At 60.7% G+C, this 21,215-nt stretch carries 17 protein-coding genes; 6 read left to right on the forward strand and 11 right to left on the reverse strand.

The window, feature by feature from the left end:
- Positions 1-107 precede the first annotated feature (107 nt).
- Together hpf and BMX27_RS00960 are read left to right on the forward strand one after the other, a co-directional pair.
- Positions 108-689 carry a ribosome hibernation-promoting factor, HPF/YfiA family gene (hpf, locus tag BMX27_RS00955; protein ID WP_090158056.1) on the forward strand — a complete coding sequence of 194 codons (582 nt, stop codon included), beginning with the start codon at positions 108-110 and terminating at the stop codon, positions 687-689.
- 26 nt (positions 690-715) lie between these two features.
- Entirely contained in the window at positions 716-1,180 is a 465-nt protein-coding gene (locus BMX27_RS00960; RefSeq protein ID WP_056029705.1) for a PTS sugar transporter subunit IIA, read from the forward strand.
- Here BMX27_RS00960 and BMX27_RS00965 read toward each other — a convergent pair whose 3' ends face one another.
- The 8 genes from BMX27_RS00965 to cysQ form a co-directional block, all read right to left on the reverse strand.
- The gene (locus BMX27_RS00965; RefSeq protein ID WP_090158057.1) at positions 1,181-2,614 is read right to left on the reverse strand and encodes a nodulation protein NodH; all 1,434 of its coding nucleotides are present in this window, start codon (positions 2,612-2,614) and stop codon (positions 1,181-1,183) included.
- A 1-nt stretch (position 2,615) separates the two neighbouring features.
- Positions 2,616-4,313, reverse strand: a complete 1,698-nt coding sequence (locus BMX27_RS00970) for a DUF5927 domain-containing protein (protein WP_090158058.1) — start codon at positions 4,311-4,313, stop codon at positions 2,616-2,618.
- On the reverse strand, positions 4,310-5,314 hold the full coding sequence (locus BMX27_RS00975) for a glycosyltransferase family 2 protein (protein ID WP_090158059.1): 1,005 nt from the start codon (positions 5,312-5,314) through the stop codon (positions 4,310-4,312). Before BMX27_RS00975 ends, BMX27_RS00970 begins: the two co-directional genes overlap by 4 nt.
- Positions 5,315-5,348: 34 nt before the next feature.
- A complete protein-coding gene (locus tag BMX27_RS00980; protein ID WP_177172616.1) occupies positions 5,349-6,539 on the reverse strand; it encodes a glycosyltransferase family 4 protein in 1,191 nt (396 codons plus the stop codon).
- A 1-nt stretch (position 6,540) separates the two neighbouring features.
- Positions 6,541-7,434: a UTP--glucose-1-phosphate uridylyltransferase GalU gene (galU, locus tag BMX27_RS00985; RefSeq protein WP_090158061.1), complete on the reverse strand. Its 894-nt coding sequence runs from the start codon at positions 7,432-7,434 to the stop codon at positions 6,541-6,543.
- A 79-nt stretch (positions 7,435-7,513) separates the two neighbouring features.
- A complete protein-coding gene (locus BMX27_RS00990; RefSeq protein WP_090158062.1) occupies positions 7,514-8,749 on the reverse strand; it encodes a glycosyltransferase family 2 protein in 1,236 nt (411 codons plus the stop codon).
- A 1-nt stretch (position 8,750) separates the two neighbouring features.
- Entirely contained in the window at positions 8,751-9,548 is a 798-nt protein-coding gene (locus BMX27_RS00995; RefSeq protein WP_090158063.1) for a 3-deoxy-manno-octulosonate cytidylyltransferase family protein, read from the reverse strand.
- Positions 9,545-10,342, reverse strand: coding sequence for a 3'(2'),5'-bisphosphate nucleotidase CysQ (gene cysQ, locus BMX27_RS01000; RefSeq protein ID WP_090158697.1), 798 nt, complete (start codon positions 10,340-10,342; stop codon positions 9,545-9,547). The genes BMX27_RS00995 and cysQ overlap by 4 nt, the downstream gene beginning before the upstream one ends.
- A gap of 124 nt (positions 10,343-10,466) precedes the next feature.
- Between cysQ and BMX27_RS01005 the strand changes: the two genes are divergently transcribed.
- The 4 genes from BMX27_RS01005 to radC all read left to right on the forward strand — a co-directional run bounded on the left by BMX27_RS01005 (position 10,467) and on the right by radC (position 15,504).
- On the forward strand, positions 10,467-11,288 hold the full coding sequence (locus BMX27_RS01005; RefSeq protein WP_090158064.1) for an ABC transporter permease: 822 nt from the start codon (positions 10,467-10,469) through the stop codon (positions 11,286-11,288).
- Between the two features lie 200 nt (positions 11,289-11,488).
- A complete protein-coding gene (gene dnaK, locus BMX27_RS01010; RefSeq protein WP_090158065.1) occupies positions 11,489-13,396 on the forward strand; it encodes a molecular chaperone DnaK in 1,908 nt (635 codons plus the stop codon).
- Between the two features lie 72 nt (positions 13,397-13,468).
- Complete coding sequence (gene dnaJ, locus BMX27_RS01015; RefSeq protein ID WP_090158066.1) at positions 13,469-14,617, forward strand: molecular chaperone DnaJ; 1,149 nt, start codon at positions 13,469-13,471, stop codon at positions 14,615-14,617.
- Between the two features lie 137 nt (positions 14,618-14,754).
- Positions 14,755-15,504 carry a RadC family protein gene (gene radC, locus BMX27_RS01020; protein WP_090158067.1) on the forward strand — a complete coding sequence of 250 codons (750 nt, stop codon included), beginning with the start codon at positions 14,755-14,757 and terminating at the stop codon, positions 15,502-15,504.
- Here radC and BMX27_RS01025 read toward each other — a convergent pair.
- From BMX27_RS01025 to secA, 3 genes are all read right to left on the reverse strand, one after another.
- Positions 15,501-16,982 (reverse strand): phosphate ABC transporter substrate-binding/OmpA family protein, encoded by a 1,482-nt coding sequence (locus BMX27_RS01025; RefSeq protein ID WP_177172617.1) that lies wholly within the window; start codon positions 16,980-16,982, stop codon positions 15,501-15,503. The genes radC and BMX27_RS01025 overlap by 4 nt on opposite strands.
- Before the next feature lie 68 nt (positions 16,983-17,050).
- Entirely contained in the window at positions 17,051-18,082 is a 1,032-nt protein-coding gene (locus BMX27_RS01030) for a hypothetical protein (protein ID WP_090158069.1), read from the reverse strand.
- A 279-nt stretch (positions 18,083-18,361) separates the two neighbouring features.
- Positions 18,362-21,064: a preprotein translocase subunit SecA gene (gene secA / locus BMX27_RS01035; RefSeq protein ID WP_090158070.1), complete on the reverse strand. Its 2,703-nt coding sequence runs from the start codon at positions 21,062-21,064 to the stop codon at positions 18,362-18,364.
- Positions 21,065-21,215 lie beyond the last annotated feature (151 nt).

Here is a 21,215-nt window from a genome sequence, read left to right on the forward strand (position 1 = left end):
GATCAGGCAGACCATTTTCTTCATTTTTCATCCGCAGAAACGACATCGGTGCCACCGCCTGAGGGCGCGGTACCTGCACGCCTGCACGACCATCCAAGGAGAAAACCATGCGCTATCAAATCAGTGGCAAGCAAATCGACATCGGCGAGGCGCTGCAAACCCACGTGCAGACCGAGATGGGTGAAACGCTGTCAAAATATGCGGGCCGCCCGACCGAGGCGATCGTGGTTTTTTCCAAGACCGGCCATGAATTCGTGGCCGAGGCCGTCGTTCATCTGTCGACCGGCCTGACGGTGCAGGCCACCGCCCGCGACCCTGAAATCTATGCCGCTTTTGACGCTTGTTGTGAAAAAATGGACAAGCAGCTGCGGCGCTACAAGCGCCGGTTGAAAGACCATCACAGGGACCGTCCCGATCCGGTTGAAATCTCTGGAGGTGGCGCGTATATCCTCGCCGCAACGACAGATGACAACGACGAGACAGAGCAGACCAGCGACGTACCCGTGATCGTGGCAGAAACGGAAGCCAAGATTCCGGCGCTGTCTGTCGGTGAAGCGGTCATGCAAATGGAACTCGCAAGCAGCCCGGTGCTGGTTTTTCGCAACGAAAAACACAACCGGATCAATGTAGTTTATAGACGGGAAGACGGAAACATTGGATGGGTCGATCCTCACACGCGTGAGGAGTAGTCCGTCAGCCGTCCTGGGGAATTGTGATGCAGCTCGCAGAAATCTTGCAACAAAGCGCGATCAAGACCCTTGGCGGATGTTCCAGCAAGAAACGGCTGTTTCATGAACTGGGCGTGCTGGCGGAGCAGACCTACAGTGTCCCCGCCAGCGACGTCACCGAGGCCCTGATCGAACGTGAGGGGCTGGGGCCGACCGGTGTCGGACATGGCATCGCCCTGCCCCATGCGCGGCTGAACCAGGTCGAGGCCGTGCGCGGCGTCTTCTTGCGGCTGGAAAAACCCCTGAACTTTGACTCGATCGACCGGCAGCCGGTCGATCTGGTGTTCGCGCTGCTGGCCCCGTCAGAGGCGGGTGTCGATCACCTCAAGGCGCTGGCATTGGTGTCGCGGACACTGCGCAACCCCGACGTCTGCGCCAAGTTGCGCGCGAACGTCGAACCCGCGACGCTGCACATGATCCTGACCGAAGCGACCGCGTCACAAGCCGCCTGATCAGCGCAGGTTGCCGAACCCAAAGGATTCGTAATCCTTGCCATAGGCGTCGCGGGCCGCGGCCTCGATATCCGCGTCGTAAATCGCCTCGAGGCGCGCGGCGTAGGGGTCCGTGACTGTCGGCACCTCTGGCATCGTGTCGTGACCCACCTGTCCGGCCAGCCGCGCCAGATCACCGCGCAGACCGGTTTCGCGCACGATCACATCCGGCAATCCGAAATCCGACATGGCCTGCAATAGCGACAGTTGCGACGCCCATGCGGCATCCGTGCGCACCGCTGTTTGCGCAGACAGGTTATTGCGCAGGAATTTCAAGAAGGCGAGGAACGCGATCTTGTGCGCGGCCATGTGGTAGGTCGGATGGGTTTCGGGCTGTGGCCCGCCGTCCGGCACATCGACACCGTGCACCTTGCGCAAGGTGCCGCGAATTTCGGTGAAACTACCTTTGCCGTTGAACACGATCCGTTCGCAGAAAGCGGTATGGGCCCAGATCACCGGGTGCCTGACCACGGTAAATTTGCGATGCCCGGGGTTGCCGCGCAGCCATTCGCGCAACGTTTTCTGACTGAAGGACTGCAACAGATCATCGACCGGAACCTTGTCCAGACGCGCCAGCCAGTCGGATATCGCAGCCGTGGGGCCAGATTTCAGAGGCATGTACAACAGCGGGCTACGTGCCGCCGCGATATACGTCGGGATCATCGGGCCACGGCGCGGCTCGAAATTCGGCGTGCGGGTCAGGTTGAACCGGTCCAGACGCGCAAGGGTGGTTTCCATCGCGTCGAAATTCGCGACCTTGTCCGCCATCGGCATCGGGTTCTGTTTCTTCAGCTTCTTGTTCAGGGCCGTGATCTGGCTGTCGACCCCCAGCCAAAGCGTGAGGCCGTTCATCACCTCGACATCGTGCAGGTCCTCGTAGGCGACATAGAACGCGGTCTGGCCCGTGCGTTGCAGCGTGTTCATCAGCCTGACCTGAAAGCCCTGCAAATCGGTCAGATGACGTTCGAATTCGGCGGGATCGAACCGGATCTGACTGGTTTTGGCGTGGGTCGCATTGGTCAGTTTCCACTGGCCCGTAGCCGTCGCGATTTTCCAACTGACATAGCTGTCGGCGGGATTGCGGGTCAGAATGATCTTGGCGCAGCGCGGATCGGTCAGCGCAATGTCCAGCACCCTTGGGTCGTGATCGTTAAAGAAACGAAACCCGTTCAGACCGAAGGCCGCGATGACGGCGTCGATCAGTTTCTGGGGATCGTCCTCGCGTTCGCGCTGCGTGATGCCCAGCACATTGTCGGTGTCAGGGTACCCGATGAAATGGGGATTGAACGCCTCGCCCAGACAGGAAATGCCTTCAAAACTGTTCAGGTTCGCCTCGAGGAAATTGGACCCGGTCCGCATTTCCGCAAACAGGATAAAGTAGTCGTATTTTGACACGTTATTTCACCAGATAGGGTTTGCGCGGCTTTGGCGACTGATTGAGCGGTGCAGCCTCGACCGGAAAATCGCCCATGAGGTAGGGGTGCATCCCCTGGTTTTTCAGGTTTTGCAGGAATTGCCCGAACCCGGTCAGATCATGCATCCGGGGTGCCTCTGTCAGGCGTCGTGTGGTTTTTCCGGTCATTTCGTCAACGATGGTCTGAAGCGATTCCATCGGCGTTTCGATGAATTCGGCCATCGTCCAGATCCGCACCCGCGCCTTGGTCCAGGGGGACCGCAGCACGGTCAGGTGATCGTTTTCAATCTTTTGCAGACGTGCCGCCTCGTGACGCAATTCGGCAAAATTGCGGTTCGACTGGAACAGCGGGACCGCCCATGCGCCCGAAATGACCGACACCTGCGCATTGCCATCCTTGGCCAGCATCCAGTTGATGTTCTGGCTGTCACCGGGTCCGTATTGAAACGCCTGACGTTCGCCCCGGGTGTTCCAGATCAGGTTGGTCAGGAACATCTGCGGGCTGTGGTCGCGCATCGGCGCGCTGTCGGACAGCGCCCCGTTGAAACAGGTCTGCCGTCCGTCAAACTGCACCCGGTCAGGCGCATAAAGATGGCCATGCACCCGTGCGCCCGAAATCTTGGCCAGCCAGGGTTCAAAATTTTCGAACAGTTCGGTGAACCCCTGAAAGACGGAATAAGGGGCTGCCGTGATCCCGTTTTCCCAGTCCTGATTTGGCCAACGGCTTTGCATGTACAGACCGCGACGGCCCTGCGTGCGCCGTTCAACGGCCTTGGCAAAGATGCGGTCGATCTTGCCCGGATTGGGTTCCGCGCCTTTCATCGTGGCGGCGTCATCCGACAGGAATGCCTGATAGAGCCGGTCTGCATGCGGCCAGATCTTGCGGGCCACGAAACAATCGGACCGCCGCAGCAATTGCAGGTGATCATCGTAAAAGATGTGCGGTTTGCCCTGAAAGTCGAATTTCGACAGCGTCAATGACCGGCTTTCGATGTTGAAGGAATAGCTGCGGGCAAGCGTCTGGAAATAGCTTTCGTCGGGAATCCAGACCCGCGAAAAGTATTTGTCATACAGCGGACGATCAGGGTCCTGCAGGATCGCGGACAGGGTCTGCCGGGTCAGGCACCACCACTGCGATCCCATGTGCGGCACCAGACCATCCGGAATCTTGCGTCGGAAACCGATCGCGCGCTGGAATGCCACGTATTTGTCGAACATGTAGCGATTGGTCCGCCACGAAAACGGGAACCGCAGCGTGAAACGTTCCTGATCCAGTCCGCCGACCGTCCAGGGCACGTCGGCCGTTGTCGCGCTTTCGATGAAATCGGTGCGGGGCCGGCTGTCGAGATAGCGGCGCAATTCGCGCACGGGGCGCAGTGGCATGCACGACCCCGAGGCCAGATAGACGTGGCGCACATCCGCAAAGCTGCTCAGCATCACTTCGGCAGCGGACTGCGTGCCTGCCACGATGCCCCATGTGCCCCATTCGCAGCGATGGCGTTTGCAGAACTTGATCATGTCCACATCCGCAAGTGCGGCGCGAAAGATCTTGAACCGGGCGTCGCTGACATTCTTGTCCACGTGGATCACCACGGGACAGCCGCCGCTGACCCAGTGCCGCGCCACCTGTTCCGCGCGGTCAAAGGCAGTGTGCACCAGCATGATCACACCCAGCGTCATGCCCAGTTCCCCTTGGACATGAGCCCCAGGATTTCGAGCTGCCGCCAATTGATATAACGTTCCGACCACGTGCACCAAAGGTCAGGTGAATCGTCACTGGCGTAGGCCCGATATTCCAGACTGTTGGCGTAGTGCTGCTTGCGTTCCATTTCCTCCTTGGCCTTGTCTGAAAAGGTCGAGAGGAACTTGGTATGCAGCAAGGCACCAGAGGCCTTTTCGCCGCCCCACTCGTCGTAAACGAGGTTCAGACCGCGCGGCAACAGCATGTGGGTCGAACTGACGTAGGCGTAGCGGCGGTTCCATTTCACCAGCGGGATCTTGTTCAGCGCCGGGGCGCGTTCGGGTTCACCGGCAAAAAACGTGCGCGACCGTGGGCCACCCTGAATCCACAAATTACCGAACCGCGGGTTGCGGTTGATGGTGTAATTGCCGCTGTCGAACCATTCCGCGATCTGTAGCGGGTCAGCACCACGCCGGTACGGCAGATCATCGACCCGTCCCTTGGGATACATGTCGACAAGCATCGCACCGAACGATTTGATCGACGACGCATCCAGCCAGTCGGTCAGGGCACGCAGTGGCCGGGTGTCGCAGAACGGATAGACCAGCAATTCATCGGGATCGACCACCAGTGTCCAATGACCGTGCCCGTATTTGCACTGAAGCCAGTTCAGCCAGTCCACGCCGAAACGGGCCCGTTTGTAACTGGCACCGGTGCGGAACAGGGTGACATCCGGCTGATCCCGCAGAAATTCGCCACCACCATCGGTGCTGGCGTTGTCCACCATGATGAAATGGTTAACCCCCAGCCGACGGTAATATTCCAGAAAATAGGGTAACCTGATGTTTTCGTTACGAAAGGTAGAATAGACAATGATGTCGTCAGGTTTGATCTGCGACGTGCGGTTGGCGACTGATTTCAGTTCCCGACGCTTGCGAATAGCGCGGACAAGCCAACGCTGTCGCTGGACCCTCAGCTTGTAGGACTCCCACGCACCCACCGCGAACCTTTCACCATCCGAAACGACGCCAACACTACGGCGCTGACGTTAACACAGTATCAAAATGTTGCTTCCATGACGGCGCGTCGCGCCTTGATGTACGGCGTGCCGGCGCATGATCCAGAAGCGTCCTGATCTCTATGCTCCATTCATAGCGATCAGAGGGGTTCAGGTAAACGGGCCAGTCGCCCATCGCCTCGCGGCAGGCCGCAAGGTCGGCGCAAATAACCGGCACGCCCAGCGCCGCCGCCTCGATCGGGGGCAGGCCGTAGCCTTCGGCAAAGGACGGAAACAGCAGCCCCAGTGACCCGGCCAGCAGCGCGGCGATGGCACCATCGCTCAGATCCTGTGCCTCTTTGACGTGGGGCACGCCCTCGTCCAGCCTGCGGAACACGTCCTCGTTCAGCCAGCCACGGCGACCGCAGATCAGCAGATCCGGCGCGCCAGGTCCCCAGTCCTGCCAGATATCCAACAGCAGTGCATGGTTCTTGCGGGGTTCGATCGTGCCGACAACCATGAAATAGGGACGTACCGGCGACAGACGATAGGGGATTTCCTCGGGCGCGGGGCTGGGCGGTGTCACACCCAACGGGGCCACAACCACATCCAGCTGACCGGCACGCGGTCCGGCATGGCGGCGCAGGTCATTCGCCGCAGCCTGTGTCGTGCAGATCAACTGATCGGCGTGGTTCAACGCAGCTGTCAGCATCTTGCGAAACCGCGGAACAGACTTGGGGCGCTGCATGTCGGGATGATCCAGCGGGATCGTATCGTGGATCAAGACGGTGACACGCGATCCATCGTGGTTCGAGAGTGTGCGCAACAGCTGCGCGGTCAGATTGCTGTGACCCACGTTGTAATAGGATAATCCGCTTCCCAGCCGGTCGAGCATGCGGCCCAGCCGATGCGGCCTGCACCGGTCCACCGCCCGCCAGCGCACAAAGGACTGACCACGACGCGCGGCAGGCGTCAGATTGCCGTTCAGGCGCGACAGGATGTCAGGCAGATCGAACGATCCGGTCCGGCAGGCTGTGGCAAAGGCCGTCAGCCCCTTGCGATCCAGCAAGGCCAATCCCAGCGCCGTTCTGGCCAGCCCGTAGACAGGCGTCTGTGTGTCCGCGAGGAATGCGTCCACATAGGCCAATTCGACGCGATCCACGCCTGTCGGGGTCAAACCAGCCCTGGACACAAGACGAGAGATGTCCAGCAGGCGGGTTCGGGTCATGTCAGGAATCGGCAACAACGCGTTTGAGATAGGCACGGAAATCATCGCCCAGCTCTGCATTCGCGAGAGCAAAGGCGACGGTCGCCTCCAGATAGCCGGCCTTGGATCCGCAATCGTAACGTCGTCCCTCGAACCGGTAACCAAAGACGTCACGGTTCTGGGTGATCTCGGCGGCGATTGCGTCGGTCAATTGCACCTCGTTGCCGGACCCGCGTCCGATGTCGTTCAGGTTCGACATGACATCGGGTGTCAGGATGTAGCGGCCGATCACCGCCAGGTTCGACGGTGCGGTGCCTGCCGCGGGTTTTTCGACCATACCCTTGGCACGGACCAGACGGTCATCCTGGGTCACGGCCTTGTCGTCCACGTCCAGAACACCATAGGATTTCGTCTGCTCGGGGGCGACCTCCATCGTGGCGACCATCGACCCGCCGCATTCGTTGTAGGCCTCGACCATCTGCGCAAGGCAGGATTTGTCGCCGGCGATCACGTCATCCGGCAACATCACGGCAAAGGGTTCGTTCCCGATCAGGCGTCGTGCACACCAGACGGCGTGGCCCAGTCCCATCGCCTTGTGCTGGCGGATATAGGCGATGGCACCGCTTTCCATGTTGGTGGATTTCAGTGTTTCCAGCAGCTCCAGCTTGCCGTCCTTGCGCAGGCGGTTTTCAAGCTCTGGCGCGTTGTCAAAATAATCCTCAAGCGCGTTCTTGCCGCGCGCGGTGACGAAAATGAATTCCTTGATTCCCGCCTCGCGTGCCTCGTCGATGGCGTATTGCACCAGCGGGCGGTCAACCAGCGTCATGATTTCCTTGGGCACGGCCTTTGTAGCCGGCAGAAATCGCGTTCCCATGCCAGCTACGGGAAAGATCGCTTTGGTTACTTTTTTGCGCATTTGGGCCTCGGAAATGAATATTCTGGCAAGTCAGGATAGCGTCTAGGCCAGAGAAGCAATAAATCCAAGACAAGTTGTTTTAATTTACATTCGACTTTTGCACCTGCGGCACACGCAGATCATGGACGCGCTGCGCCTCGCGCAGGGAACGCGCACGGGCCGTCACGAACGTCAGGATCGGCGCATCCCTGTCTGATCGGCCGAACTGCCCGCCGGATTGTTCCCAAACGCCTGCGTCAGTGAACCGGACCCGATGAAACAAGCCCGAAAACGAAAACAGATACAGCGTCACGACGGCCCCGCCGCTGACCCGCGCGCGCGCCTCATCCCGCAAGCGTGACGCCTGCCAGAACCGTCCCGACATGACATCGTGCGGCCGCACCTTCGTGGGAAAACGCAAACGAACCCGGGGGTCCTCGACAAGCGTGATCTGCCCCAACGGGCGGGTCATGCCAGCTGCCCAACCCGCGTCAAAGGTCGCGAGGATTCGGCGCACATCCCCCGGCATCATGTGCCCGGCAACCATATGGCCCAAGAGGCTTCTGCGTTGTTCGGCACGGTGCAGAACGCGGGACGGGTTGCGGGTTGGACCGTGTTTGCGCAGGAACACCGCAAGGCTGGCACCGATCTGGAACAGATTGCGCGGCACACGCCCGGCCGTGCGGCGCGGGCTGGCAGCATAGCCGTGATGCACCTGCGCCAGCGGCACCAACGCCGTGACCGCGCCGCGTGCAGCCAGTCGCAGGTTCACGTCCGTTTCATCCAGATAGAATTCAAAGGCAGGGTCGAAACCGCCGATCGTCATCAACGCATCGCGGCGCACGGCCATGTTCGTTCCTTCGGTCTTGGCCGCACGACCCACAGACCCCTGCACCAGAACCGGACGGTCGCCCTTGACCGGCAGCGGCACAGCCTGCCCGTCACCGAACACCATCCGCCCGCGCCACTGGAAACTGATCCCGTTGCGACCGCGCACGAAACCTCCGGCAACCGTGACGCTGCCGTCCTGCAACGGGGCCAGCAGATGCGACAGCCAACGCGGTTCGGGCACGGCGTCATCGTCGATGAATGCAATCAGATCACCCGTTGCCTGTGCCACGCCTGCATTGCGCGCAGCCGAGATGTTGGGCGTATCGAATCGTACCAGTCGGATCACATCAGCCAGACCCGACGACATCACCGCAGGCGCAGAGGTCGCATCGGCAACCACGATCACCTCGACGTCCGGGTAGTCGATTTGCGCCAGACCCGTCAGGCAGCGCCGCAGCGCGTCGGGTCGGCCGTGGCTGACAACGACGACACTGACAGGCAGCATGTTAGTCCAGTCCCATCTTGGCCAGCATCGCCTCGATCCGGGGAACATCCTCTGGGTTGTTCAGCTCCCAAAACTCGCGCCCCTTGGCCGCGACCTTGACGCAGAGCACGCGCTGCGCCTGTTCCAGGAACCGCAGTTGCTCTAACCCTTCGAGGGTTTCCAACGGACCAGTGGGCCAGGTCATGTAGGCCCGTAGCGCATCGGGGCGGTAGGCATAGACGCCCACGTGATGCCAGACGGGCGTCATGGCATCGTCAGCGTAGGTTTCACCCCGATAGGGGATGACTTCCTTGGAAAAATAAAGCGCGTTCATCGCCGCGCCGAATACGGCCGTCGTCCCGCCAACGCGGCCCGCCTGACGGTCCTCGAGGAACCCGCGCAGCGCGGACCCTTCAGTTTGCAGGACAGGCGTGGCGACCATCGCGTCTGGGTTTGCACGCAGACCAGCGACCAGTTCCTCGACGAACCATGCGGGCGTCAGCGGCGCGTCGCCTTGCAGGTTCACGACGATTTCGGGGTTGCCCAGCGCGTCGAGTGCCGCGGCACAGCGCTCGGTGCCGTTGGCGCAGGACACGGGTGTCATCACGACCTCTGCGCCGAAGGCCTGAGCCGCGTCGCGGATGCGGTCATCATCGGTGGCGACCACCACGCGGTCCACGCCCGTGACCGTCATCGCGGCATCCCAGCTGCGACGGATCAGGCTGCGCGCAGTCCCATTGGCACCGCGCAGATCCACCAGCGGCTTGCCCGGATAACGGGTCGAGGCGTAGCGGGCGGGAATGACGATGACGACGCTCATGATGTCAGCAAGTCCACATCGGGCGAATAGGCGATAAAGAACGGGTTGGCGAAACCGTCCTTGCCGTATTGCAGCGGCTGGTGGTTATCAAACCGGACGACACGACCACCCGCACCGTTCAGCACCGCATGACCGGCAGCGGTATCCCATTCCATCGTACGACCCAGACGGGGATAGAGATCCGCCTCTCCGGTGGCGATCAGGCAGAATTTCAGCGAGGAGCCCGCAGATTTCATGTCCTTGACCATGTACAGGTCGATGTAGTCGTCCGTCGCCTGATCACGGTGCGATTTCGATGCCACCACCAGCAGCGCATTGTTGTCGGGACGCGACACGCTGATGGCCTCGACCTCGCCCACGGTGTCCTTGTCGAATGGTCCCAGTTCCTCGACCGTGGTGCCGTCGGCCTGCGTATAGAACATGCGGCCCTTGGCCGGGGCATAGACGACGCCCCGGATCGGCGCGCCATCGACCACATAGGCGATGTTCACGGTGAAATCGCCACGGCGTTTGATGAATTCCTTGGTGCCGTCCAGCGGATCGACGATCAGGAACGTGCTGGCCGTTTCGCCGTGCGTCTTTGACTGTTCCTCGGTGACCAGCGCCACATCGGGAAAGGCCGCGCGCAGGCCCGCGCTGATGATTGCGTCTGCCGCCTCGTCCGCCGCCGTCACAGGGCTGTCGTCGGATTTGGAACGGACCTCGAAATCGGGGCTGTCATAGATTTCCATGATGCGGTCACCCGCCTCGAGCGAGAGGCGACGCATCACGGCGGTCAGCTTTTCAAAATCCATGGTCATACTTTCTTCGCAATCCTGGGCCACACGTTGAATTGATTGATGAACAATGCTGCGGCCCTTATGCTGTGGCGGCAGACGGACGGCAAGAATTTCGTCAACAGACCCGCAAGGCAGTGAAATGTTTCAACCCGATCTTCGCAGAACACGGACGCGCACCGTCTTTGGCATGATGGAATTGATTTATCACAGTGCCGTCCGCGACATCCGCAAGAGCCATCGCAACGCGCTGATGGGTCTGGTTCTGAACATTTTCCAGACGGTGCTATTCGTTCTCAGTTTCTACGCGATGTTCATGCTGCTGGGGATGCGCGGTGCCGCGGTGCGTGGTGATTTCCTGCTGTACATCATGTCGGGTATTTTCCTGTACATGAGCCATACCAAGGCGATGAACGCCATCGTCCAGTCCGAAGGCCCGGCCAGCGCGATGATGCAACACGCGCCGATGAACACGGTGATCGCGATCTGCGCATCGGCCCTGTCGGCGCTGTATCTTCAAATCCTGTCGATCCTTGTGGTGCTGTTTTTCTACCACGTCCTGTTCACGCCCGTATATATCGACCAGCCTATCGGCGCGCTGGGCATGGTGATTCTGGCGTGGTTTTCAGGCTGCGCCGTGGGCACGATTTTCCTCGCGATCAAACCCTGGATGCCGGAATTCGCGAAAATCGGCAGTTCGATCTACGGGCGGGTGAACATGATCGCCAGCGGCAAGATGTTTCTGGCCAACGCCCTGCCTGCGTCGATGCTGGTGATGTTCGACTGGAACCCGCTGTTTCACTGCATCGACCAGATGCGCGGCTTCGTGTTCGAGAACTATCACCCCTATAATTCCAACGTCAGCTACCCGGTCAAGGTTGCGATCGTCCTGCTGGTGCTGGGCCTGCTGGGCGAATTCTATACGCGGCGTCAGGCCTCTGCATCGTGGAACGCGGCACGCTGATTGCTGACGCACCGGCAAGACGGCCACGCAAAAATTCTAGGCAATTGGTGCGACACCCCCGGTTGCAGGCCCCCGAACCCCCTCCTATATACGGCCAGTCGGTGTGACAGGCTCTGCCTCGCACCTGAAATCAAATCGGGCGCAGGTGCCGCAATGGGTCTGCGCCTCTCAAACCGCCTGATGTTAAAGGGATTTGAACCATGGCCAAAGTGATCGGTATCGACCTCGGTACGACCAACTCCTGCATTGCCATCATGGATGGCAGCAAACCACGCGTGATCGAAAACAGCGAAGGTGCCCGCACCACGCCGTCGATCGTCGCGTTCACGGATGACGAACGCCTTGTGGGCCAGCCGGCGAAACGCCAGGCCGTCACCAACCCCGAAAACACGATTTTCGCCGTCAAGCGTCTGATCGGTCGTCGGTTCGACGATCAGGATCTGGCCAAGGACAAGAAGAACATGCCGTTCGACGTGGTCGACGGCGGCAATGGCGACGCATGGGTATCCGCCAAGGGCGAGAAATATTCCCCGTCGCAGATTTCCGCATTCATCCTGGGCAAGATGAAAGAAACCGCCGAGAGCTATCTGGGCGAAGAAGTCACGCAGGCCGTCATCACGGTGCCCGCCTATTTCAACGACGCCCAACGTCAGGCGACCAAGGACGCAGGCAAGATTGCCGGTCTGGAAGTGTTGCGCATCATCAACGAGCCGACCGCCGCCGCACTGGCCTATGGTCTGGACAAAAAAGACACCAAGACGATCGCCGTCTATGACCTGGGTGGCGGTACGTTCGACGTGACCATCCTGGAAATCGACGACGGCCTGTTCGAAGTGAAATCCACCAACGGCGACACGTTCCTGGGTGGTGAAGATTTCGACATGCGGATCGTCAACTACCTCGCTGACGAGTTCAAGAAAGAGCATTCCGTCGATCTGACCAAAGACAAGATGGCGCTTCAGCGTCTGAAGGAAGCTGCTGAAAAGGCCAAGATCGAGCTGTCCAGCTCTTCTTCGACCGAAATCAACCAGCCCTTCATCTCGATGGGCTCCAACGGCCAGCCGCTGCACATGGTCATGAAGCTGACCCGCGCCAAGCTGGAAAGCCTGGTGTCCGACCTGATCAAGAATTCGATCAAACCGTGCAAGGACGCGCTGAAGGATGCCGGCCTGTCCGTCGGTGACATCGACGAGGTCGTCCTCGTCGGCGGCATGACCCGCATGCCCAAGGTTAAGGAAGAAGTCGCCAAGTTCTTTGGCAAAGAGGCGCATCAGGGCGTGAACCCCGATGAGGTCGTTGCCATGGGTGCCGCCATTCAGGCCGGCGTGCTGCAAGGCGACGTCAAGGACGTGGTCCTGCTGGACGTGACCCCGCTGTCGCTGGGCATCGAAACGCTGGGCGGTGTGTTCACCCGCCTGATCGACCGCAACACGACGATCCCGACGAAAAAGTCGCAGACGTTCTCGACCGCCGAGGACAACCAGAACGCCGTGACCCTGCGTGTTTTCCAGGGTGAGCGCGAGATGGCGGCCGACAACAAGATGCTGGGTCAGTTCAATCTCGAAGGTATCCCGCCCGCACCGCGCGGCATGCCCCAGATCGAAGTCACCTTTGACATCGACGCCAACGGCATCGTGTCCGTGGGTGCCAAGGACAAGGGCACCGGCAAGGAACAGACGATCACCATTCAGGCGTCCGGCGGTCTGTCCGACGAGGACATCGAGGAAATGGTCAAGGACGCAGAGGCCAACGCGGACGCCGACAAGGAACGCCGCGAGCTGGTCGAAGCCAAGAACCAGGCAGAGAGCCTGATTCACTCGACCGAAAAGTCGATGGAAGAGCATGCGGATAAGGTCGATCCGACCACGATCGAGGCGATCGAGCTGGCCATTGCCGCCCTCAAGGACGATCTGGAAAAGAACGATTCCGCCAAGATCAAGTCCGGCATCCAGAACGTCACCGAATCCGCGATGAAGCTGGGCGAGGCCATCTACAAGGCCAGCCAGGAGGCCGAGGACGGCGGGTCGGATGAACCAAAGGGGGCCGATGCGGATGACGACATCCTCGACGCCGACTTTGAAGATCTGGACGACGAAAAGCGCAACTAAGGCATTCGCCTGACGGAATAGACCGGCCCCTTTAACCGGGCCGGTCTTTTTCCATTCCCAGAGGGGAACACAATGGCAAAACGCGATTACTACGAAACTCTCGGGCTGGCGCGTGGCGCAGATGCGGCCGAGATCAAGAAAGCCTACCGCCAGAAGGCAAAGGAACTGCACCCCGACCGCAATTCCGACAACCCCAAGGCAGAAGAGCAATTCAAGGAAGCCAACGAGGCCTACGAGGTCCTCAAGGACGCCAACAAGAAAGCGGCCTATGACCGCTATGGTCACGCCGCATTCGAAGGTGGTATGGGCGGCGGTGGCGGCGGACCGCGCGGACCGCAGGGCCAGGGTGATTTCGCATCCGCCTTTTCGGATGTGTTCGACGACCTGTTCGGCGATTTCATGGGTGGCCAGCGCGGCGGTGGGCGCGCACGCGCGACACGCGGGTCGGACCTGCGCTATAACCTGCGGGTCAAGCTGGAAGATGCCTATACCGGCCAGCAAAAGACGATCAACGTGCCAACGGCCGTGCAATGCGGCAGCTGCAAGGGATCGGGCGCAGAGGATGGGTCCGACCCGGTCACATGCCCCACCTGTTCCGGCATGGGCAAGGTGCGCGCGCAGCAGGGCTTTTTCACAGTGGAACGGACCTGTCCGACCTGCAACGGCGCAGGCCAGACAGTGAAAAATCCGTGCCGCGTGTGCCACGGCGCAGGACGTGTGGAAAAGGAAAAGTCCCTGTCGGTGAACATCCCGGCCGGGGTGGAAACGGGCACCCGTATCCGTCTGGCCGGCGAAGGCGAGGCCGGGATGCGCGGCGGACCGGCGGGCGATCTGTATATCTTTATCGAGGTCGAGGATCACCAGCTGTTCGAACGGGAATCATCGAACCTGTTCTGCCGCGTGCCCGTCAGCATCGCAGCCGCTGCACTGGGTGGCGAAATCGAAGTGCCGACAATCGACGGTGGCCGCAGCAGGGTCAAGATTCCCGAAGGGTCGCAATCGGGGCGTCAGATGCGCCTGCGCGGCAAGGGCATGCCCGCCCTGCGTGGCGGCGGTGCCGGTGACATGTTCATCGAACTGGCGGTTGAGACGCCTGTGAACCTGACCTCGCGGCAGAAGGAAATCCTGCGCGAATTCGATACACTGTCCAAGGAAAACAACCCGCAAGGGTCCAGTTTTTTCAAGTCAGTCAAAGGGTTCTGGGATTCCATGAAGGGCTGAACGCCCCGTCTGACCGACCCACAACGGCCCGGACCTGCATGGTTCGGGCCGTTTTTCTTTGACGATTATGATGTCATCTCAGGCCGCACCGGATCGCGGTTAACCCTGTCTTCATTCATTGGCGTCACTCTGATGGCATGACTGGATTTCAGGATACCCTTCCCATCTTTGGCGACCCGGACGAGGCCGCGTGCCCATCCGGCGGCGCTCGTCAGCCATCATATCTGCGGGATCATCGGGCGCGGTTGCGCGACAGGTTTCGCACCGGCGGGGCGGCGGCCTTGCCTGACTACGAAATGTTGGAACTGCTGCTGTTCCGGTCCATCCCCCGGCAGGACGTGAAACCGCTGGCGCGGGCGTTGATCGACCACTTTGGCGACTTGAACGGCGTGCTCTCCGCCACCCCTGACAGGTTGGGCAGGATCAAGGGTGTGGGCGATGCGGTCATCACGGACCTGAAACTGGTCGAGGCGGCGACCCATCGCATGGCGCGTGGCCGCGTGATGCAACGACACGTCGTGTCCAGCTGGGATGCGCTGCTGGACTACTGCCATACGGTCATGTCGCATCGTGATACCGAACAATTCCGCATCCTTTTTCTGGATACCCGCAACACGCTGATCGCGGACGAGGCACAGGCCAGTGGCACCATCGACCATGTTCCCGTTTACCCGCGCGAGGTGGTGAAACGCGCGCTGGAACTGAACGCGGCATCGCTGATCCTGGTGCACAACCATCCCTCGGGCGACCCGACCCCATCCGACGCCGATATCGCCATGACACGGCAGATCGCCGCCGCTGCAGAAACCATGCGTATCACAGTGCATGATCATCTGATCATCGGAAAATCACGCGAATTGTCATTCCGCGCAGAGGGTCTTCTTTAGTCGCCGATCCAGACTTCGACCCGGCGATTCGCCTGACGACCGCGGGCTGTGTCGTCGCAACCGATGGGCAGCGCCTCTCCAAAGGCTGCCGTGTCGATCTGTACGGTTTCAGGCAAATCATCACCCAGGACATCCAGCAGGCGGTCACGGACACGCTTCGCACGTTCCCCAGAGAGTTCCAGATTGGCAAGCGCCGGCCCCTCGCCGTCACTGAAACCGATCAATAGTATGTCACGCCCATCATACAGTCCCGCCCGGATGTCATGGGCCAGCGTCAACAGGTTTGCGTTCGAGACAGGATCCAGCGTCGCGGTGCCGACATCAAAGCGGAACGTCAGCGACGACCGCGCGCGGGCGTGCATCAGTTGCACCATGCGCTGCAATTCGGTCAGTGGCGTATCCACGCCTGCAATCGTGATCGCATGGGCAAGCCGCCCGCCTTGCCCATCCAGCGGAATGGGCACCACACCCAAATCCACGAGACCCGCGCGGCGAATGATCAGATGCGCCTCGGGGCTGCGCAGGTAGCCCAGGAAATCGAGGACGATCTGCGGCTGCCGCTGCTGGGCCAACGTCAGGAACAGTGGGGTGGTCAGCGGGTAATCCTGCGTCTTGATGCTGCTGATACGCGGCGCACTGACCAGACCGCAGGTATCGACCAGACTGACAGCCTGGGCCACACCGGTTTCCGACAGGGCGGTGACGCCCAGCGCCCCGACATCCTCTGCCACAGCGGCACTCAGGGCGGCAGCGTCACGGTGCCGGGTCAAGGATGCGGCATCCCCCGGCAGACTGGCAAGAAAGGCATCCGCTTGCCCGTCAAGTTCGGGCCCCAGATGCAATGACAACGGCGTGCCATCGGGCCAGGCGGTCACAACCCCGGTAAAGGCGGCATCCAGCAGACCGGGGTCGATCCTGCGTTGCGGATTAAGTGGGGACACGATGGGCACCAATGCATCAATCCCAAGGATGAACGCATGGCCCAACCCGCGCAAATCCGCGAGGCCCACGTCAGCTGCCCGCTGGTTTTCAACATCAAGGATTTCCCGGAACGACAGCGCGGCATCGGCCCGAAAGGTCACCAAATCTGCAAACGCCTCGGCGGAATTGGATGGCAGGACAGGCACGTCCAGCACGGGCGCATTCTGGGCATCCAGCAGCATAATGCCGGATAGCATATCGTCCGTCACGATCTGCTGTGCCGTCAGGTCAGCCTGTCGGGCGAATCCGTCCAGCAGCGCCGGCAACAGAATTTCGGTGGCGCGCGCCTCGCCAGAGATACGCAACCGCGGCACGTATTGTGCGGGATCAGGGCATGCGGCACCGCTGCATTGCACCGTGGAGTAGTCGACCGTCAGCGGACCATAGTCCGATTCTACGCGCATGTATTGCCCGTCGTAACTGACGATCCGCCCCGTCACGCTTAGCCCACCCTGCGCCGAGGTGATCGTCACCTCTTGGGCAGCCAGTGGGGACAAGCACGCGAAAAGTGCGGCAACCGAAGCTGCCGCACTTTTCAAGATGGATCGGAACCTGTCGCGTGCATTCATCGTGCCGCGAGTGTCAGGTCCTCGAACATATTATTCAACACCAGAAATTCACCAACTGCATCGCAATCGGGCATCGACATTACCAGATCGGTCGCATCCGTGGGCTTACCCGGAACCACCTGGAGGCTTTGAGCCGCGACCTGACGACCGCAATTCCCTGCTGTCACTTCTGCCTCGACGCTGAGTGCCACATTGCCATCGCGGGCGTTGGACCCGCTTGGGAATGTATAGACCTCGGCCATGAAACCGTCGCTGATCGCCGGATCACCCAACGGCGTCAGGACTCCGCCTGTTCCGAATTCCGCAGCGGCCAGATCGCCGGTTGCGCCGTTCCAGATATGGCCGTCCTCGAAATATGCCGCACCAAACTCGAGGGCGTGCAACTGAATATCCTCTGCCCCCTGCCATTGCAGCACGGCACGGTCGTATTGGTCGATGTCGGACACGTCCGCGCTGGCAGCAGCCCCAAGACCCGTGCCGAAATCAGCCACGAACAGCGCGTTACGCGCCAGTGCCGGCACCGTCACGACCAATGCACCGTCATCGTCGGTCAGGTTCTGAAACATCATGCCACGATGATGGATCGTGACGGCCTCGTTCGGACGGCAAGTGTCCGTCAATGTGATCTGCACCATCGCGATCGGCAGCACCTGAGCAGCCATTTTGGGGTTGCAATCGGCGATTTCGACCTCGATCTCTTCCTCGGGTTCTGCAACCACTTCTGGCGCAGCCTCTACAGATTTGATCTGAGGCAGGGGCATGGCCTCTGGTGTCTGCAGGACGGGTGCGGATGGGGTCGCTGCAACCGGTTCAATCGCCACGGCTGGTTCGGGTGCTGCCTTGGGCAGTGGAATCATGCCGGGGGCTGCGGTTGCGGTGCGTACGGGCGGCTGCGTCATCGCCTGCGGTGCGTCGTCGCCGCCGATGCGCGACGCAAGTGCGTCGCCGTATTGCATGGCCGTACCAATGCCGAGTGCTGCGGAAAACGTCAGCCCGGCGGTGGCATATTTCTTCATCTTGGTCCGCATGTCCCACTCCTCGTCCAATGACTTGGGGCAGGTGTGACATTCCCCCGTGTCGTCAGCGGGACGGACTCGCGGAATTAACGTGGCATGAATGCGGCAGCGTAGATGTCGCGATCAGCGCAGATCATAGCCAAAATAGGTGACCAGCAGTTCACAAACCTTAACCGACGGGTTGCCCGTGACGTGGGTGCCCATGTCCGCCAGAACTCGGCCAGTTGGGTCATCTGCTCTGGCCGGGTCAAGCCCGTGGGCCGGATCCGGACAGGTTTTCCTGATGCCGCGTCAGACCTGACCGTGACAATGCTTGAACTTTTTACCCGACCCGCATGGGCAGGCATCGTTCCGGCCAGGATTGCCCCAAGTCTTGGGGTCGTCCTCAACGAAAACTGCACGTGCCGAGGCGTCGCCCGGCGTCTGGGCCGAGGTCGCCCTCTCCAGGCTGGCATCCGCACGCGCGGCGGCCTGCGCCTTCATCTGGGCGATCAACTGCTGCTGCTGTTCGGGCGACATCGGCCGGATCTGAGACAGTTTTTCGGTCACATCGATCCGCAGACCGTCCAGCAGACGTTCGAACAGCTGGAAACCTTCGGTCTTGTATTCGTTCAGCGGGTCACGCTGGGCGTAGCCACGGAAACCGACGACAGACCGCAGGTGTTCCAACGTCACCAGATGTTCACGCCATTTGGTGTCGATGGTTTGCAGCAGAATCTGCTTTTCCACGCTGCGCATGGTGTCCGCGCCAAAGGACGCCTCTTTTTCGGCCATGGCATCGTCGCTGGCTTTTTCCAGACGCTCGCGCATGTCGGCATTATCGACGCCTTCTTCTTCGCCCCATGCGGTGACGGGGGCGTCGACACCCAGAACGCGTTTGACCTCGGCGCTCAGCCCCTCGGTATCCCATTGATCGGCGTAGGATTTTGGCGGCATAAAGTCATCGACCATATCCTCGATCACCTGATGACGCATGTCAGCGGTGATTTCGGACAGATCCTGCGCTTCCATGATCTCGCGGCGCTGGCCAAAGATGACCTTGCGCTGTTCGTTCATCACGTCGTCGTATTTCAGCAGTTGCTTGCGGATATCAAAGTTGCGGCCCTCGACCTTGGCCTGGGCGCGTTCCAACGACTTGTTCACCCAAGGGTGGACGATCGCCTCGCCCTCTTTCATGCCCAGCGTGGACAGCACCTTTTCCAGACGCTCGGACCCGAAAATCCGCATCAAGTCATCCTCGAGCGAGAGGAAAAACACCGACCGGCCCGGGTCGCCCTGACGGCCCGAACGTCCGCGCAGCTGGTTGTCGATCCGGCGGCTTTCGTGGCGTTCGGTCGCCAGCACGAACAGACCGCCAGCCTCGAGCACGCGGGTTTTCTCGTCGGCGTGGTCGGCCTCGATCTGCTGACGCAGGGCGTCAACGTCGGCATCAGGTTTTTCGGCCAGTGCCTCTTGAACCTTCATCTCGACGTTGCCGCCCAGCTGAATGTCGGTGCCGCGACCGGCCATGTTGGTGGCGATGGTCACTGCCCCGATCTTGCCGGCATCCGCGATGATCTGCGCCTCTTGTTCATGCTGACGGGCGTTCAGCACGTTGTGCGTGATGCCTTCCTTGGTCAGCAGTTGCGACAGGAATTCGGATTTTTCGATCGACGTGGTGCCAACAAGGACCGGCTGCCCCTTGGCGTGCGCGGTCTTGATTTCCTCGACCACACCGTTGAATTTCTCGACCGCGGTCCGGTAGACCTGATCGTTTTCATCCTGCCGCGCGATGGGCTTGTTTGTCGGCACCTCGACCACACCAAGGCGGTAGATCTCGCGGAATTCGTCGGCCTCGGTCAGCGCGGTGCCGGTCATGCCCGCCAGTTTGTTATACAGGCGGAAATAGTTCTGGAACGTAACGGATGCGAGGGTCACGTTTTCAGGGCGAATCTGGACGCCCTCCTTGGCCTCGATCGCCTGATGCAGACCGTCGGATAGGCGGCGGCCCGTCATCATGCGCCCCGTGAATTCGTCGATCAGCACGACGTCGTCGCCGCGCACGATGTAATCTTTGTCCTTAGTGAACAGCTTGTGCGCACGCAGGGCCTGGTTGACGTGGTGCACCAGTGACGCACTCTCGGGATCATACAGCGATTGACCCTCTGGCAACTGACCCGCACGGGACAGCGCGTCCTCCAGGTAATCGTTGCCTTCGTCGGTATAGGTCACCTGACGGGTCTTTTCGTCCAGCGTGAAATGGTCGTCCTGGATGCCCGGCACGATCTTGTCGATTTCGCGGTACATCTCGGACCGATCCTGCGCAGGGCCGGAAATGATCAGCGGCGTGCGCGCCTCGTCGATCAGGATGCTATCGACCTCGTCCACGATCGCAAAGTTATGCGGCCGCTGATACATTTGCGACAGTTCGGATTTCATGTTGTCGCGCAGGTAGTCGAACCCCAGTTCGTTGTTCGTGGCATAGGTCACGTCGCACTGGTAGGCGTGTTTCTTTTCCTCGTCGGGCTGCTGCGGGACCACGACGCCGGTGGTCATGCCAAGGGCTGCATAGACCTTGGACATCCATTCGGCGTCGCGCCGTGCGAGGTAGTCGTTCACGGTGACGATATGAACACCCTCGCCCGACAGTGCGTTCAGATAGGCCGGGAACGTCGCGACCAGTGTCTTGCCCTCGCCGGTTTTCATTTCGGCGATATTGCCCTGATGCAGGAAGATGCCGCCCATCAACTGGGTATCGAACGCCCGCAGACCCAGTGCGCGGCGCGCGGCCTCGCGGCAGTTGGCGAATGCTTCTGGCAGCAGCGCATCCAGGCTTTCGCCACCCTTGGCGCGGTCCTGAAGGCTCCGGGTGCGGTCGATGATTTCGGCGTCGGTCAGGGCGCTGAATTCTGATTCAAGCGCGTTGATCTGTGCGATCAGCGGGCGGACGGATTTGACCTTGCGATCATTGGCGGTCCCAAAGACCTTTTTGGTGATGGTTCCAAGACCCAGCATAATCTCTCCGCGGGCGAATGGCGCCCATGTGATCCGAATGACAGAGGAGGTTGCTTGTAGGCTATCGCCTGCGCCCCTAAACAGGGCCGAGACCAGCCCCCTCAAGGCTTGCAGCCGATGTAAGGGGCCGACCCAATACTGTCAACGTGCG

Origin of the sequence: Loktanella sp. DSM 29012 (assembly GCF_900110705.1) — a bacterium.
GTDB classification, from domain to species: domain Bacteria; phylum Pseudomonadota; class Alphaproteobacteria; order Rhodobacterales; family Rhodobacteraceae; genus Loktanella; species Loktanella gaetbuli.